15 protein-coding genes and 2 pseudogenes are annotated in these 15223 nt (G+C 67.8%); 3 read left to right on the plus strand and 14 right to left on the minus strand.

Annotated features, from left to right (window positions below; all coding sequences use genetic code 11):
• Nucleotides 1-221 precede the first annotated feature (221 nt).
• The 3 genes from O7605_RS31740 to O7605_RS31750 form a co-directional block, all read right to left on the minus strand.
• Nucleotides 222-527: a hypothetical protein gene (locus tag O7605_RS31740; protein WP_269742370.1), complete on the minus strand. Its 306-nt coding sequence runs from the start codon at nucleotides 525-527 to the stop codon at nucleotides 222-224.
• A gap of 451 nt (nucleotides 528-978) precedes the next feature.
• The gene (locus O7605_RS31745; RefSeq protein WP_443084017.1) at nucleotides 979-2298 is read right to left on the minus strand and encodes an IS701 family transposase; all 1320 of its coding nucleotides are present in this window, start codon (nucleotides 2296-2298) and stop codon (nucleotides 979-981) included.
• A 37-nt stretch (nucleotides 2299-2335) separates the two neighbouring features.
• Nucleotides 2336-2713: a hypothetical protein gene (locus tag O7605_RS31750; RefSeq protein ID WP_269742369.1), complete on the minus strand. Its 378-nt coding sequence runs from the start codon at nucleotides 2711-2713 to the stop codon at nucleotides 2336-2338.
• Between the two features lie 516 nt (nucleotides 2714-3229).
• On the opposite strand from O7605_RS31750, the pseudogene O7605_RS31755 reads away from it, so the two are divergent.
• A pseudogene (locus O7605_RS31755) lies at nucleotides 3230-3814 on the plus strand (transposase); the annotation flags it as partial.
• Nucleotides 3815-3841: 27 nt separating this feature from the next.
• On the opposite strand, the gene O7605_RS31760 reads toward O7605_RS31755, so the two are convergent.
• Nucleotides 3842-5404, minus strand: a complete 1563-nt coding sequence (locus O7605_RS31760) for an ISL3 family transposase (protein ID WP_269742368.1) — start codon at nucleotides 5402-5404, stop codon at nucleotides 3842-3844.
• A gap of 81 nt (nucleotides 5405-5485) precedes the next feature.
• Here O7605_RS31760 and O7605_RS31765 point away from each other — a divergent pair.
• Nucleotides 5486-6197: pseudogene (locus O7605_RS31765) on the plus strand (IS256 family transposase); the annotation flags it as partial.
• Nucleotides 6198-6445: 248 nt separating this feature from the next.
• Here O7605_RS31765 and O7605_RS31770 read toward each other — a convergent pair.
• Nucleotides 6446-6958 (minus strand): helix-turn-helix domain-containing protein, encoded by a 513-nt coding sequence (locus O7605_RS31770; protein WP_269742367.1) that lies wholly within the window; start codon nucleotides 6956-6958, stop codon nucleotides 6446-6448.
• Between the two features lie 416 nt (nucleotides 6959-7374).
• Here O7605_RS31770 and O7605_RS31775 point away from each other — a divergent pair, with 416 nt between their 5' ends.
• Nucleotides 7375-7524 (plus strand): hypothetical protein, encoded by a 150-nt coding sequence (locus tag O7605_RS31775; protein ID WP_269742366.1) that lies wholly within the window; start codon nucleotides 7375-7377, stop codon nucleotides 7522-7524.
• Between the two features lie 135 nt (nucleotides 7525-7659).
• Here the strand turns inward: O7605_RS31775 and O7605_RS31780 are convergent, their stop codons facing one another.
• The 9 genes from O7605_RS31780 to O7605_RS31820 all read right to left on the minus strand — a co-directional run bounded on the left by O7605_RS31780 (nucleotide 7660) and on the right by O7605_RS31820 (nucleotide 14952).
• On the minus strand, nucleotides 7660-8682 hold the full coding sequence (locus O7605_RS31780; protein WP_269742365.1) for a C40 family peptidase: 1023 nt from the start codon (nucleotides 8680-8682) through the stop codon (nucleotides 7660-7662).
• Between the two features lie 265 nt (nucleotides 8683-8947).
• On the minus strand, nucleotides 8948-9277 hold the full coding sequence (locus tag O7605_RS31785; RefSeq protein WP_269742364.1) for a hypothetical protein: 330 nt from the start codon (nucleotides 9275-9277) through the stop codon (nucleotides 8948-8950).
• Between the two features lie 98 nt (nucleotides 9278-9375).
• Nucleotides 9376-9774 (minus strand): hypothetical protein, encoded by a 399-nt coding sequence (locus O7605_RS31790; RefSeq protein ID WP_269742363.1) that lies wholly within the window; start codon nucleotides 9772-9774, stop codon nucleotides 9376-9378.
• Nucleotides 9775-9817: 43 nt separating this feature from the next.
• Nucleotides 9818-10252 carry a hypothetical protein gene (locus O7605_RS31795; protein WP_269742362.1) on the minus strand — a complete coding sequence of 145 codons (435 nt, stop codon included), beginning with the start codon at nucleotides 10250-10252 and terminating at the stop codon, nucleotides 9818-9820.
• Nucleotides 10253-10341: 89 nt separating this feature from the next.
• Nucleotides 10342-11331: a DUF932 domain-containing protein gene (locus tag O7605_RS31800; RefSeq protein WP_269742361.1), complete on the minus strand. Its 990-nt coding sequence runs from the start codon at nucleotides 11329-11331 to the stop codon at nucleotides 10342-10344.
• A gap of 70 nt (nucleotides 11332-11401) precedes the next feature.
• Nucleotides 11402-12655: a helix-turn-helix domain-containing protein gene (locus O7605_RS31805; RefSeq protein WP_269742360.1), complete on the minus strand. Its 1254-nt coding sequence runs from the start codon at nucleotides 12653-12655 to the stop codon at nucleotides 11402-11404.
• 178 nt (nucleotides 12656-12833) lie between these two features.
• Nucleotides 12834-13430: a hypothetical protein gene (locus O7605_RS31810; protein WP_269742359.1), complete on the minus strand. Its 597-nt coding sequence runs from the start codon at nucleotides 13428-13430 to the stop codon at nucleotides 12834-12836.
• Between the two features lie 12 nt (nucleotides 13431-13442).
• The gene (locus tag O7605_RS31815) at nucleotides 13443-14171 is read right to left on the minus strand and encodes a hypothetical protein (protein ID WP_269742358.1); all 729 of its coding nucleotides are present in this window, start codon (nucleotides 14169-14171) and stop codon (nucleotides 13443-13445) included.
• A 91-nt stretch (nucleotides 14172-14262) separates the two neighbouring features.
• Complete coding sequence (locus tag O7605_RS31820) at nucleotides 14263-14952, minus strand: hypothetical protein (protein ID WP_269742357.1); 690 nt, start codon at nucleotides 14950-14952, stop codon at nucleotides 14263-14265.
• Between the last annotated feature and the right edge of the window lie 271 nt (nucleotides 14953-15223).

Here is a 15223-nt window from a genome sequence, read left to right on the forward strand (position 1 = left end):
TGTAAATTCTGTAGTGCGACGTGTTCCAGCAGCGAGCAGGATATGCCTGGCTGGCGGCAAAAGTGCCGGTCACGTTGGCGGTTTCCCTCCGCGTTGCTGATGCGACGGCTGGACGAACCCTGAGGATCCAACACGACGACCGCCGCCATTCATGCCGCCGACCGCAGGATCCTACCAGCTATTCGCTGATCTAACTTGCTTGTCGAGGAGCTTCAACCTGGCTAATTGTCGGTGGTGGGACACGTGGGATCACGTTTTCCTCTGCCATTGTCGACGGTGGCCGGAGTTTGAGCAATTGATGGAGTGTCCTCTTTCTCTGGTTCCTGTTCATCGCCGCAGAGTTTGCCCACAATCTTTATAGCGTCCTTACGGCGCTGCTCGTTCCCGAAGACGCCGACGATCGTGGCAAGAATTAGCGGCTTGTCGATGATTCGACAAGCCGCCTTATATGCAAGGAAGGCGGCGAAGCCGACGACTAGGGCGGCTGGTGGCAGGTCGCCAAGCAGATTGGCGGGAAAGGCTGGCACGGCGGGCTCCACAAGAAGAGGGAGCCCGGATCTACGCGATCACTAGCTCCCGAAAGACAAGGGGTCGCAGGGTCTTTCGGGCTTTTCCAGGCGCACGGCTGCGATGGCTCTCGATCGAATGGTCGACGTCAGGAACTAGCAACGGCTTCGCGGCAGGAATCGACGCGAAAGTCCGGCCAAGAATCCGCCGAAGGATGATCTCCGCGCGACGTGCGAGAATGCGGCCGATGTCGGAACGGGAAGGTGGCCCCGGATCGGCGGTCTTTGTGGCTGTTTCGTGCCGGGCGGTACGCACTTGGCGTAGATTCGATGACACCTCACGCGGGGGAAGTAGGTGCCAAGTCCGACGTTCATCGATTTTTCGCTTGACGTGCTTCAGTGCTACGGGATCACATAGCAAGCGCTCGGCTTTCGACCACCACGGAACTAGTACGGCAGCCGCCGTTCGGGATCATGGCTGGAGTTCGAGGTTGAGGCGTCGGGTGTAGTGGGCTTGGCGGGCTCGGGCTTGATGGCGGCGGCGCCAGTCTGACCAGCGCAGACGGTGGGCGAGGTCGCGGATCGGGCGGAGTACGAGGGTGTTGATCAGCCGGCGGGTCTCGTTGACGGTCAGCTTGATCAGACCGGTGTCGGTGGAATCATCGTCGGCTTCGGCGGCGCAGATCGCCAAGACGGCGAGGGCGGCCAGGGCGAGGGTGGTGAAGCGGTGCCAGGAGTCCCAGCGGCGGACTTGGTGTTGGTCGAGGCCGACCTGGCCCTTGGCGGCTTGGAAGCTTTCCTCGACCGTCCAGCGGATGCCGGCGACCCTCACGAGCTGGGCGAGGGTGGCCGGTCTGGGTGTCCAGCAGCGGTAGAAGGCCAGTTCACCGGTGGTGGTGTTGCGGCGGATCAGGAGGCTGTGGTGGCCGCCGTCGTCGGGGTCGGCGTCGGTGCAGACGTCGTCGAGCCAGGCCCAGTCGTAGAAACGTGGGCCCTTGGATCCGGCGCCTGCGCTGCGGCGCTGCCACGCCGAGGCGGGCAGGCCGGCGGCGACCCGGTCAGCCCGCACCCGAGTCTTGCCGCCGTCGAGGGGGACGAGGTGGCTGCGGGACACGGCCAGGACGTAGCCCAGGTGGTGTTCGCGCAGGTGAGCACGGAAGACACTGCTGTTGCCGTAGGCCTCGTCCGCAGCCGCCCACCCAGCGGGGACGCCGGCGTCGAGGGCAGCGGTGATCATGTCGGCGGCCAGCTCGGACTTCGTGGCGAAGACGACCTCGTCGGGAACTCCGGCGGCCTGGCATCTGTCCCGGTCATCGGTCCACGACACCGGCAGGTAGACCCGGCGGTCGATCAGTGTGTGCCCATGCCGGCTGGCGTAGCCACAGAACACCCCTACCTGCGCGTTCTCGATCCGGCCGGCGGTGCCGGTGTACTGGCGTTGCACCCCGACCGTATGCGTGCCCTTCTTCAGGTCCCCGGTCTCGTCAACGACCAGCACCGCGTCCGAGTCACCGAACCGGGCCACGACCACGTCACGCAGATCGTCGCGGACGGCGTCGGCGTCCCACACCGCCCGATACAACAGCCTCTGCATCGCGTCCGGCCGGGCATGCCCGGCCTGCTCCGCCAACTGCCAGCACGTCTTGACCTCGATATCCGCCAGCAGCCCGGTCACGAACGCCGCCGCAGCCCGCCGCGGCTCGACCCGCCCGAACCGACCCGCGAACGCATCACACACCCCGGCCAGAACCCGCCGCCACCGGGCAGGGTTTACGCTGTGGCACGCGGCCACCGCCAGATCTGAAGTTATGTCCACAGCAGACAGACGATCACGCGGTGGCCGCACCTCGTCTACCCGGCCCCACCAGCGACATCTCAAACGGCGGCTGCCGTACTAGCCGGATTGGATCGCGAGGCTTCGGGTGGCCGTCTGCGTCGAGGCGAAAGCGTAGATTGACGGGAGGTGCGCCGTTGCGGAAGTCGATTTCTATCGATTGATAGCCAGGCCAGGAGAATCCAGCCAACATCTGGTTGAGTGCATCGCTAACCAGCACAATGCCACGGCTGAGGTCGACGGGGGATGCGTCAACCGATAAGCCAGTGGTCTTGTCGTAGAACCTGGTCAGCTTCCTCGCGACACGCTTCGCCACGACATGCGCGAAGGCTTCGCTCTTGCCGGTCCCGGGGTCGCTGCGGAGAAGAACCATGTCCGCGCATCTCGCTGGGCGCATGGTCGCGGGCCGTGCACGCAACCCAGTCACCCAATCCACGAGGGACAGAGTAGCGGGCGGTCGCACGAGGCGTTCGGAGGCGCATGACCCCCCGTCGCGCTGCCCGATCCCCGGATGAAGCTGGCCTCCTCCTTGCCGGTCCTGAGGGGTGTTTGCGAAATGCCGGGACGGCTCCGGCGGGTTGTCCGGCAGACCGCCGCGCCGCGAGGAGGAGAACGTACAACCTTGATGTGGGATCTCATTTGAGATGTCGGGCGCCTGGTTGTTGACCTGGGTCTCCATGCCCGTCTCACCTATTTGTCGGGACGGTTTGTCTCACGGATCTGTCGGTTTCTTCGCGGAACGGTCCGTTGCCGGCTTCTGATGTTGGCCTGGCGGGGTTGATCGCGGCGTTGCCGTAACGCTGAGCGCCTCGGCGTTACCAGGGGTGGGACTGTAAGACGAACGGTGTAACTCCTGATCAAGGAGCAGCACCTGATGTCTGATGGATCGATGGCCGCCGTGGATACTGCCGCGGTGGCGAAGAACGGGCCGGGACAACCGGCGGAGGGTCTCGACGGGGAACTCGTCGCCCAGATCGTGGAGCAGGCCCGTGCGGCGGGTCTGCAGCTGACCGGCGACGGCGGTCTGTTGCAGCAGCTCACGAAGCGAGTCCTGGAATCAGCGCTTGAGGGCGAAATCACCGATCACTTGGGCTATGACAAGGGCGACCCGGCGGGCAAGAACGGCGGGAACTCCCGCAACGGTGTGCGGGCCAAGACGGTGCTCACCGATGTCGGCCCGGTCGAGATTGACATGCCGCGCGACCGGGATGGGTCGTTCGCGCCGCAGATCGTCCGCAAGCGGCAGCGTCGGTTGTCCGGCGTGGACGACATGGTCATCTCGCTGTCCGTCAAGGGCCTGACCACCGGGGAGATCCAGGCCCACCTCGCCGAGGTCTACGGTGCCGACGTGTCACGGCAGACGATCTCGACGATCACTGACAAGGTTGTCGAGGGCATGACCGAGTGGCAGAACCGGCCCTTGGACCCGGTCTACCCGGTGATCTTCCTGGACGCGGTGCACGTGAAGATCCGGGCTCTGTCGCCGGTTGTGTGAAGCAGATCAGTGCGCGAGCAGAACGCGTTTGCGAAGCAGTTCGAGGCTGGCGCGGCCGAACATCTGTCGTTTGATCATTTTGAGGCGGTTGATGGTGCCTTCGACGGGGCCGGAGTTGTGCGGCAGGGTCAGGCCGTTGCGGAGGGCGTCGAGGTCGCGGCGTAGGTTGCGGGCGAATCCGGCCAGTGGCGTGAGGGTGTCGTGTTCGACGGCGGCGATCCACTCTTCGAGGCGCTCGCCGTGTCGGCCGGTCATCATGACCGCGAAGGCTCGCACGTGTTTGACCAGCCGGTTCAGGTCCTGGTCGCGGCTGCGAACATCACGAAGCTTGGCCGTGTCACGGGGATCGAGATGGTCGGGATGGGTCATGATCCATGAGGTGACCTGGCGCACTGACGGCGGTTTCGGGCCGGGGTGCGGGGCGTGGCCGAGGCCTTTGCGGAAGCGGCGTAGGTAACGCTGGACGGCCAGTTCCCCGCCGGGATAGCCCTGCTGCTTGATCTCGCGGAACAGTTGGGTGGCGTTGCGTTCTCCCTCGTTCCAGCGCTGGTGCAGGTAGGCGACGTAGTCGTCGACCAGGTGCGCGCGTTGCTCGGTGACGGCGGTCAGCTCGGCGACGCTGGCAGCGTTCAGGTATTTGCGGACAGTGGCCTGGTGCAGGCCGAGCTTGCGACCGATCGCCGACTTGTTCATGCCCTGAGCAGCCAATTGGTGAACGGCGGCATGGTGTTCACGAAGGCGGGTCACGATCTTCTTCTCAGGTGGCGGCTGCACCTCGGCGGGCATCGTGTCGTCGGCTGGTGGCGGTGCCGGGGCAACAAGCCGGGACCAACACGCGTTGACGGTCTTCTCCACCGCCTGGCCCAAGTTCTGCCAGAGGTGGAACCGGTCCGCGACCTGCACCGCGTCCGGGGCACCGGTGCGGGCTCCTTCGCCATAGCCGCCGGCCCGGTCGCGGCAGATCACCTCAACTTCTGGGTGCTGCCGCAGCCATGCGGCGAGGCTGTCGCCGTCACGGCCGTCGAACACGTCGACCGGACGCCGGCTGGCCATGTCGATCAGCACGGTGCCGTAGTGACGACCTCTGCGAAACGCGAAGTCGTCAACGCCGAGGACCGTGATAGGTGGCATCAGCGGATCGGGTAACTCTCTGACCAGCCGCAACAACGTATCGCGGCCCACGGCCGCGCCGATCACCGACGTCAGCCGGGAACCGGCCCGGCCAGCCAGAGCCAAACCGATCTGCGTCAGCATACTCCGCAGCCCCGGCGTCAACCGCGCATGCGGCACGGTTAGCCCATCGATCTGCTCGGCGAAAGTCTTCGCGGGGCAGCCGGTGTTGTCGCAGCGAAACCGCCGGACCTGCACCTGAAGCAGCAACGCCGTCCCCGCTATCGCGACATCCCGCAGCCGCCGCTGATAACGCCCATGAACCCTGCCCGACCGCTGCTGGCAACGGCCGCACCGTGCAGTCGCGGTCCGAGCCCGACCCGACAGCACCATCACGCCGGCACGCTGCTCAACAGCCTCGATCGACAGACCCGACAGGTGTGGCAATAGCTGCTCCACAAACGAACACGCCAGACATGATCAACGAAACTGCCCCGTCCCGAATCGAACCGTCCACATCACAAGATCGGCGACAGAGCCAAGATCCGTGACGGGAAGGTCGCCAACCGGCCCATCTACCTGGCCCTGGCCGTCACCGTCGAGGGCACCCGGGACATCCTTGGGCTGTGGGCCGGTGACGGCGGTGAGGGCGCCAAGTTCTGGCTGCAGGTCCTCACCGAGCTGAAGAACCGCGGTGTCGCGGACGCGTGCATGGTGGTCTGTGACGGACTCAAAGGGCTGCCCGACGCGATCGGCGAGGTGTGGCCCGAAGCGGTGGTGCAGACCTGCGTGATCCATCTGCTGCGTGCCTCGTTCCGGTATGCCGGCCGGCAGCACTGGGACGCCATCGCCAAAGCCCTGCGGCCGGTCTACACCGCGCCCACGGAGCCTGCTGCCAGGGCCCGGTTCGCCGAGTTCACCGAGGCGTGGGGCGGCAAGTATCCGGCGATCGTGCGGCTGTGGGAGCAGGCGTGGGCGGAGTTCGTGCCGTTCCTGGCCTTCGACGCCGAGATCCGCACCGTCGTCTGCTCCACGGATCGCCATCGAGAGCGTCAACGCCCGCATCCGCCGCGCCGTCCGCGCCCGCGGCCACTTCCCCAACGAGGCCGCCGCGCTGAAATGCGTCTACCTGGCCGTGATGAGCCTCGACCCCACCGGGCAGGGCCGCCGGCGCTGGACCATCCGCTGGAAGCCAGCCCTCAACGCCTTCGACATCGCCTTCGAAGGACGCCTGTCCGCAGGCCGCAAGTAGACGCCAACAACCCGAGTTACACCGTTCGTTTGACAGACCCGCGGCGGGGACTAACAGATCCGGTGGCGGTGTCCGGCTGCGGCGTCCAACCCGATCAGCGGGTGAGAGTTGCTCTTGCCGGGAGTTGCCGATCAGGCGCGGCTTGGTCCGATTGAGAGCCGGACGAGGCCGGACCAAGCCGGACGAAGCCGGATGTCAGCGGAGGTCGTTGAGATGCAGCGCCATATCGAAGTAGCGCCGGGTCAGGTCTACCGACCTCGTTCAGGTGTGGTGAGCCGAGTACGGCGTTGATCGCGAAGCTGACGCTCCTGGTCGAGGGCACGGTCATAGACGTGCCTCACCGCGAGCGCAAGCTCGGGGTCCACCCGAAGCGCCATCAAGATCTGTTGCAATGTGTCGAACCTCGGCAACCTCTTGCCGCTGAACGTGTCCGACAGCGTGCTGACAGGCACGTTGGCGGCCATTGCGATTCGCCGCAAAGTCGGTTGACCAGCTTGAGCGCGTACACGTTGCAGGAACTCCACCAACTGCCGACGTTCGTCGTTTCCACCGCGGGCTTCATTGTCACCAGCATTTCCGCGTGTGCGGGAGGAGGTCACTGCACTGGGTGATGTGCGGTCTGTCGACAAGGTCGCGCGTCGATCTCGCTCCAGCTCACCCTCCACGGCGCTTCTTTTCGCCATCCATCCGGCCTCGTCACCACCCCAGGCGTTAACGATGATCGCCAGGATGTCACGCGTGGGAATACGGTCCCCACGCAACGCGGCGTAGAGGGTGGATCTCGGTACACGTTGTTGAACGCTGATCTGATCAATGCTCGGAGCGGTCGCCCCTCGACTGTCCCTAAGCGCGCGTAGTTCAAGGGCAAACCGCGCACGTGGACCGTCGTCAGGCTGGAGGGGGTTTGGTCGTCGCGGCATGGGCTCCTGCCGGTTGTCTCGTCAATAGCGCGGATTGTACTCGTATTGTCTCTTGATCGTTGAACAGACTCCCAGGGGCTACCTAGCGTTGTAGGCACGGAGTTTGAGCGGCCCGCCCGTCGTTCATGGCCTTGGCAGGAACTCGTGCACGTCGGGCGGGCCAGAACCGCCGGCGTTGCCGGCAGAGAGGACGGGGTCCGATGACCAAGTCCTGTATCCATCATCACCCCTGGTGGGGGCCTCCTGGCAAGCGGAGGATGGTGATCATCATTGTTCTGGTGGCCGTCATTGCGGTTCTCGGCCTGAGTTTTGCCATGCCAGCCCCGCGCGTCGCAGCGGTCTCGGGAATCATCTCGGCTATCGCTGCATCCGTCGGTGTGCTTAAAGCACGGAAAGCCGCGCCGTAGCTCCGCTAGGCTGAGCGTGGCCAGGTTGCCGCACGTCGGGCACCTGGCCACGCAAACTTCTCAGCTATCTTTCGGAACCGACAAGTACACCGACAGATCGATGAGAAACCGAAAGATCTATTGAGAACCTACACTTCACCAAGAAACGATCCGACGGATCGCGGCAGTCTGGTTGATCCACCTGCTCAGTCGAGTGATCTTGACAACGTCGCCGGTTTTCGGAGCTTGGATGACGAGTCCGTCGCCGAGGTACATGCCGACGTGGCGTGGGTTGGCCACGGTGCCTTCGCTGCCGGCGATGAGGATGAGGTCGCCGGGCAGTAGAAGCGTCGGGTCGGCCACGGGCTTGCCGGTGTTTGCCTGGTCGGTGGTGACGCGGGGTATGGGGATCCCGGCCGCTCGGTACGCCGCCTGCATTAGGGATGAGCAGTCGCACTGTTTGTCAGGGTTGCCGGAGTGGGGGTCGGTGCATGATCCCCCGAAGTGGTACGGGGTGCCGAGCTGGTTCGCCGCCCAGAAGATGGCGGTGGCGACGGCGGGTGGGGTGTTCGCGGGTAGCGCGAATCCGTCCGGGAGGGCGGCGAGCGCGCCGGTGGCGCAGTCGGTGAGGGTGTTGGCCAGTTGGTCCACCAGGTGTAACGCGTCGTCGATCCACTTCGCGTACGCGTCGGGGAACGCGGAGACCTGAACCTTCTGGGCGGCGTGGGTGAGTGGCATCGCCTCCCAGCCGGGCACGGTCAAAAGCTTGTCGAAGAACTTCCCGGCCTGGTAGGCCGGCTCGGACAGTTGCGTGGCGGTGCCCCATCTATGGCTTGGGCGTTGCTGGAACACCCCGATCGAGTCATGGTCGTTGCCATCGCCGAGGTGGGGCAGGTTACGCAGGCCGGATTCCTGCATGGCGGTGGCGACAGCGACGACCCATCCCCAGCGGGGGACGCCCTTGGCGACGCCGACGTCGATTATGGTCGCGGCGATCTCTCGCTGCTCGGTGTCCCAGGTGCCGATGTCGGGCCGCGGTCCGGTGGGGCGCAGGGCGGGCGCGGCGACGATGCCGCATCCGTTGGAGCCGCCGCCGGTGACGGCCGACAGGAGGACCATGGGCAGTCCGAAGCACGCGACGATGACGATGGTGACGACACCGATGATGGCTTTGGTCATGGCGATTGACCTTCCGTCGCAGACGAAGAAGGGCCGGCGTGCGCGGGTGCTCGTCCGGCAGGCGTGGAGCGGTGCTGTGGTTGTGGGCGATAGATGAGCGGCAGCCGCCTGGCGGGATATCGCGGAGGAAGTTGGCGATCAGGTCGTAGCGGTGGCAGGCGGTCGCAGTCGCGCTCGTAGACGCTGCGGTGGGTGCGGTGCCGCGCGTGAAACGCAAAAAGGGCCGTGGGCCGCCCTCGCGGGCGGCCCACCTTGAGCGGTCGCGTCAGTTGATGGATGCCTGGAGGACGTGGGCGGCTTGACGGAGCAGGTGCTCGATGGTCCGGCTGGCGTCGTAGGAGTCGTGGCGGCTGTCGATTTCGGCGGCGTAGGCCCAGTCGAAGGTGCCGTTGGCCATGGCGGGCACGTGCCACAGGTCGCCGCCGTGGTCGAGGAACAGGGCGCAGCCCCACCGGTCGGCCAGGAGGGTGAGGGGTTGAGTGGCGCAGGTGATGGTGCAGGCGCAGTCGGGGTCGGTGTAGGTGGTGCGCGGCTGCTGGTGGTGGACGAGGCAGCGGCAGTCGCAGAGCCTCTGCCACGGCGGGATGTAGGCCATGGGGTTCCTCCGAACGTCTACGCGCGCACGCCTCGGCCGCCGCCGGTGGTGGGCAGCTTCCGGGGTGTACGCGGTTGTGGGGTGGTCAGTGCCGTCGCTCAGGTCGGCGGCCCGGTGATGGAGGTCCGGCCGGGTCGCAGGAGGGTGTTGTCCTGGACCTGGCGGGTCTCCTCGGCGGTGAGCAGGTGGGCGGGCAGCCGCGGCAGGTGCTCGCGCCAGGCGCGGTAGAGGCGATGGGTTCCGTCGATGAGCAGCGGGGCGGGTGGGTGCCCGCTGATGTCGAGTTGGGCGACGATCACCGGTGTTTTCAGGTCGGTGGTCATGGCGTAGGCCCGGTCGAGTGCGGTGCTGGTCGGCCCGATCAAGCTGGCCACCCGCTGGTGCGGGTCGTCGAGCCGGGTCAGGCCGTATGCGGTCGCCCACGTCGCGACATCGAGAGGCTGGGTGTCGCGGGGCGTGGCGGCGATCAGCGCCCGTGCGGCGTCGATGGAGAACACCCAGGGCGGCCCGAAGTGGAACCACTGCGGCTGTCGGGGCGGGTCATGTGCTGCCCCCGTTGCGGTTGTTGGTGAGGCGGGTGGAGATCGCGACGCAGCGCAGGATCAGCTCGTGTGAGGGCAGGGTCAGCAGTCGCTGTCGTTTGTCGTCACGAAGCTGGTCCCAGATGAGGACGGTGACGGCGGCGGACCATACGTCCACGATGACGCCGTCGATCTTGGCGTGCTGGCGGTCGGCGACGATGCGTCGCAGGGTGTCGATGAGCGTGGCGTCTCCGAGTGGGTGGTTGGCGTCGTCGGGTCGTTGGGCCTCGGGGAGCAGGGTGTAGTAGTCCTCGCAGGTGTCGTCGATGCGCGGTGGGTTCTCGGTCTCCCACCGCTGCACGTCGGTGGCACGGAGTCCGCACACCGACTGCCGTAGGTCGCGGTGGTGGCGGATGTGGCCGCTCATCGGCTGCCCGCCCGGTCTGAACCCCACCTGGTCGTGCTCGGCCGTGTCATGGCCCTTCCCTCCGTGATAGCGCCGGGGCAGCGGCGCCGCTGCCCCGGCTGGTGGGCGATGTGTGGTCAGACCTTGAGCAGGTCGAAGGCCGCCAGCTTCAGGTCGCCGACATTGCCGGTGACCACCCGGTTGGCGCGGGCAATCTCGTTCTTGGCGGGCTGGTAGTGGTCGAGGTACTCGGTGATCGCCTGGAAACCGGCCCACCTGCTGCCGGAGATGGCTTTCTGGGTGTCGGCCTCACGGATCAGGTACTTCAGCGTGCCGAGGCGCTGCTTGGCGTTGTTGCGGGTCTGCTCCGAGGCGGTGTCCTTGACCGGCCACACCTGGCCGACGACCTGCTCGAACTCGCGCATCGTCATCGCGGTCTGAAGCATCCGTTCGGCGGCCTTCTCGAAGGTCTCCATGTACTTCCACATCAGCCCCAGTGCCTCGCGGGCTTGGCTGATTTGGGAGTTGACGTTGGAGGTGTGCCGGAACGTGTAGTGCCCGACCGAGTGCGCGAACGCGGCCCGTTGGGTGTTGGCGCACACCACCCGAATCGGGCTGGCGTCGACCCGCAGGGCGGCGGTGCCGTCGTGCGACGTGGTGCCGATCAGATACAGGTCCAGGCGGTCCACGCCGGCGATCTCCATCGCGTGCGGCAGCTTCATCGTGACGAACACCGACTTGCCGCGCCGCAGGCTGCCCGCGGTCTCAAAGTGTGCGCCGCCGACCTGATCGACCAGGCGGTCCAGCATCTCGGCGCATTGCTCGTTCTGGACCACGGTGTAGTCGGTGCCGACGATGCCCAGATACTCCGTCTCACCGGTGACCGGGTTGCGGCGGACGGTCATCCGCTTGTCATCGGCGGGGATCTGTACTTCGACGCCGTTGACGAGGTCGATGCCGACGGTGCGGATGGTGCGTACGCCCCAGTCGCCGAGTCGGGCGGCGGCCATGATCTCCTCGGCGCGCATGGTGTCCTGGGTGACGGTGCCGAGTTGGTGCCAGGCCGACAGGCGGGCGCTGGCGAAGGCGGTCGTCCCGTCGGTGAAGGTTTCGAGGTCGTGCGGCACGGGGTTCTCCTCTCGGATGCGGTTGCGGGGGCCGAGCGCATAGCTCGGCCCCCGGGATGGTGGGTGTGGGTCAGGACTGGTCGGTGTTGTCCGCGTCCGCCTCGGCGGCAGCGCCGCTGTCGGCGGGTGCCGGGTGGACGAAGGCCAGCGGGTTGTCGGAGACCAGGAGGATGCGGCCGGCGGCGGCGGCCTTCGTGAGGTTGTTACGCACCGCGCCGTTGCTGACCTGCCGGTTGAGCTGCGCGGCGAGCGCGCTGGCGATGTCCTGCGGGGTCATCTGACGGCCGGGGCTGGCGGCCAGATAATCGAGGGTGAGCTTTTCCAACTCGCCCCGGCCGAAGGGCTGGTTGCCGTCGGCGTTGACGGTCCCGTCGCCGCTGACGCGGCCCACGGTGCGGGCGGTGCTCGCCGTGCGGGGGGTGGCGCGGGTGGGCAGGGTGACGACGTGGGTCTCACCGTCCGGGCCGACAATGTGCAGCGTGCCGTCCGGACGGACCAGGGGCTGCACGGCCGCCGTGGCGGTCGGCGTGTTCGCCAGGCCGCGCATGACCTGAAGGCAGAGCGGGCAGCGGGGCGGTTCCGGGTTCGGGTCGACCTCGCTGGCCTTGGTGGGGCCCGGGATCCACCGCTGCGGCTCGCCGGGGAGCCGGCGGGCGGCGTCTGCCTGCTCCATCGCGGTCAGCAGCCGGGTGGCGGTGACGTGTCCGATGCCGCTTTCGGCGACGATCAGGTCGAGGGTCGCGCCAGCATCGCTGTAGTCGGCCAGGACGCCCTTGATGGCCATGACCTTGCGGTCACCGGGGCGCGTCGGCTGTACCACGGCGACCGTCCGACCCTCGTCGTCCGCGCCGCTGTCCTCGTCGTCCGGGCCCTCGTTGCTGGCGTCGTCCCGGTCGGTCTCGTCCGCCGTGTCGTCGGGCTCCTCGTCTGCGTCCTCGTCGCCGTTGATCTCGTTGCCGGTCTGGTCGGCCGGCTCGGTGTCGCCGGTGTCCGGCTCGCCGGCCGGGTTGTCGAGGTCGGTGCCGTCGGGTTGCGCGGTCTCGTCAGGGTTGGCCGTGTGCTCGCCGCCGGGGTCGTCCGGCGCGGCGTCGGTGGCCTCCGTGGGGGTCGCCGGGGTCCACCGGGTGGGCGTGCCTTCGGCCGGGTCGGCGTCGGTGTCCACTGCGGCGATCAGTCCGGCGTCGGCGAGGGTCTTGATGGCTTTGTCGGTGGTCGAGCGGGCCTTGCCGGCCTTGTCGGCCAGTTCGTGGACGTTGCCCTGACCGAGTTCGGTCAAGGCGTCGAGGACGGCCTGCGTGGCAGGCGTCAGGGACAGGTTTTCCATCGGTCCCTCCTTGGGGGATTTGCGGTTGGGAACGCCCGGCACGGGTTGTGCCGGGCGGTGGTGCGCCGGGCCGCGCGGGCAGCGGCCAGCGCGGCAGGCACGTGGATGCGGTGCGCTGCCGTGTGGGGTGCTGCGGGGATGGCGGCCCGGTCGCTCTCGGGGCTGCGTGACGCGGCCGCTAGTGGCCGGCGCCGGCGGTCTCGTCGGCCCCGGTGTTCAGGACGTAGAGACGGTCTTCGGTCGGGTCGCGGTAGATGCCGGCGTCGGCGTGGGACAGCCGCAGCGGGTTGACGCTGCCGGGCGGGCGGAGTGCGGCGTCGGACGTGCCGACCCGGATGCGGGTGGTGTGTCCGGGGAGGTTCTGCCTGCGGCAGGAGTCGGTGTGGGGCAGGACGACCAGGATGGTGTCGCCGGGGTTGTTGACGTAGCGCCGCCGTACCGTCTGGCCGGGATGCGTCTGCGCGTACGCGGCCCGTGCCTCGTCGCCGATGAGGGTGTCGATCCAGTTGCGGGCGTACCGGTACTCGCGGGCCAGCTCCCTGATGGTGTCCACGGGACCGGCGACGGTGCTCGTGGATCCGTGCAGGTCGTCTTCGTTGATCAGGAGGGTGCGCAGCCGGTCGACCGCGAGCAGCAGCTCGGTGCGCAGGTGCCGCAGGTTGGCGGCGGCTTCGGGTAGGTGTGCGGCGGCGGGAGCGGGGTCGGTGGCGTGCTGGTCGAGGGTGCGGCCGGTCGTCGCGGTGATCCAGCGGCCGACCGTGTTGCGGTGCCGCATCAGGCCACCTGCTCAGGAGGTGAGGTGGGCGATTTCGGTGGGGGTGAGCTGTGTCGGGGTTCGGTTGCGCCAGGCGTCGGAGTGGCGCAGGTGCCACCAGCGCAGCAGTGACCGGCAGGCCGAGGCGAGCTCGCCGCGCACGGGCAGCGGATACACCGTGGCCAGCGGTGCCTGATGTGGCCGGGCGATGTAGGCGGTGGGCGTCCACCCGTGGTCGGTTTCGGTGACCTCGCCGACAACGCGATCCGGATAGGGGATGTCGAAGGCGGTGGCGGCTTCGGCGTCGGGCGTCACCTGCCAGGTGTGCGGGTCGGTACGCCGCAGCGTCGCGACGCCGCGCGACGGATCGCAGCGCCGCAGGAGCAGGTGCCGCTCGTCGCCGTCTGCGATCGGCCGGTGGTTGCGCCAGGCGCGGTAGCAGGTGAGCAGCGCGGCTCCGAGCACGGCGTGTCGTTCGCGGGCGACGAGCGCGTCGGTGAGGGTCTGCTGGTAGGCGGCGATGTGCAGGTCGGCGCGGGCGGCCATCGCGTGCCGGGCCGCTGTGGAGAGCATGCCCACCCGGGCGAGAGCCTCGTCGAGGCTGGTGGTGCTGTCGGTGAAGTCGCGGGCGGTTGTGTGCAGGATGCGGGCGAGGTCACCGATTGGTTCGGGGGTGGCGGTGTCGTGGCGCCACAGGTGCTCGGGCAGGACGTCGTTGGTGTCGGCGGCGATACGCCGCAACACCGGATCGGTCAGGAACATCGAGGAACTCCTTCTCTGGTCGGGCTGGGCATGGCGATGGCCGGTCGCCGCGGGGGCTGCGACCGGCCATGGGAGGTTTAGGCGGGAGGGCTCAGGCGATGGCGACGGCGCACAGGCGTGCGCTGGAGCGCAGGCCGCGCAGGTAGGCGCACGCCTCGTTGAGGAACCGGAACCGGTCCGCGACAGAGTCACTGGCCGGGGCGAGGAGCCGGCCGTCGGTGGTGATCAGCGCGTCGCCGATGAGCGCGATGCGCCAGTGGAGCCCGACGTAGGTGGCTTCGCCGGCCTGGTAGACGGACAGTTCGTAGGGGTCGAACGAGGCGGCGAGCATCGCCAGGACGCGGGGTTGCTGCTCGAAGCGGCGGCGGGCCTCGTTCAGGGTGACCGTGCCAGGGTCGGCGTGGTGCTGGGCGAGGTAGTCCTCCCAAGGGCGGGCGGGCCGGGTGGTGGCGTTGATGTGGGTGTTCCACGCACGCCAGCGAAGGCCGGCGGCGTGGGCGGCCTGGGCGGTGGTGCCGGTCAGGTCGAGGCGGCTCTTGCGGCCTCCGGCGGCGAGGGTGACCGCGCCGAAGCGGCGGGCGGCGTCGAGCAGGTAGTAGCCGAGGAACCGGGTCAGCCAGCCGATGAAGCGGCGGTGCCGGACGCGGTAGCGGCGGGCCGGGGTGCCGTTGGCGTGCAGAAGGTCGTTGACCTTCTCCGAGGCGGCGAACCAGTCGGCGTCCTCGCCGGGGCCGAAGCAGACAGTGACGACCTTGTCGGTGAGCGGCGTGGGCTTGGGCATGGCGGAGTGCTCCCTTCGCGACAGGGGCGGGGCATGCATGGATGGGTGTGCAGGGTGGTGCCACCGGGTCGCGGCGTCTGGACCAGGAGAGCTGCCGTGTGGGGCGCGAGGTGTGGATCACGGGCCGACCGGGAGGGTGGGCTGTGGGTGATTCCGCTGGCGCGGGCAGATCCGAAAAGGGGAAACAGACGGGCGGCGGTGCGAGCAAAGAGAAGAAGCTGCACCGTAGCGTCGTGACCTGACAGCACCAGCCCGGTCAGGGATCACGACG

It is taken from the genome of Verrucosispora sp. WMMA2121, from assembly GCF_027460185.1.
GTDB lineage: Bacteria > Actinomycetota > Actinomycetes > Mycobacteriales > Micromonosporaceae > Micromonospora > Micromonospora palythoicola.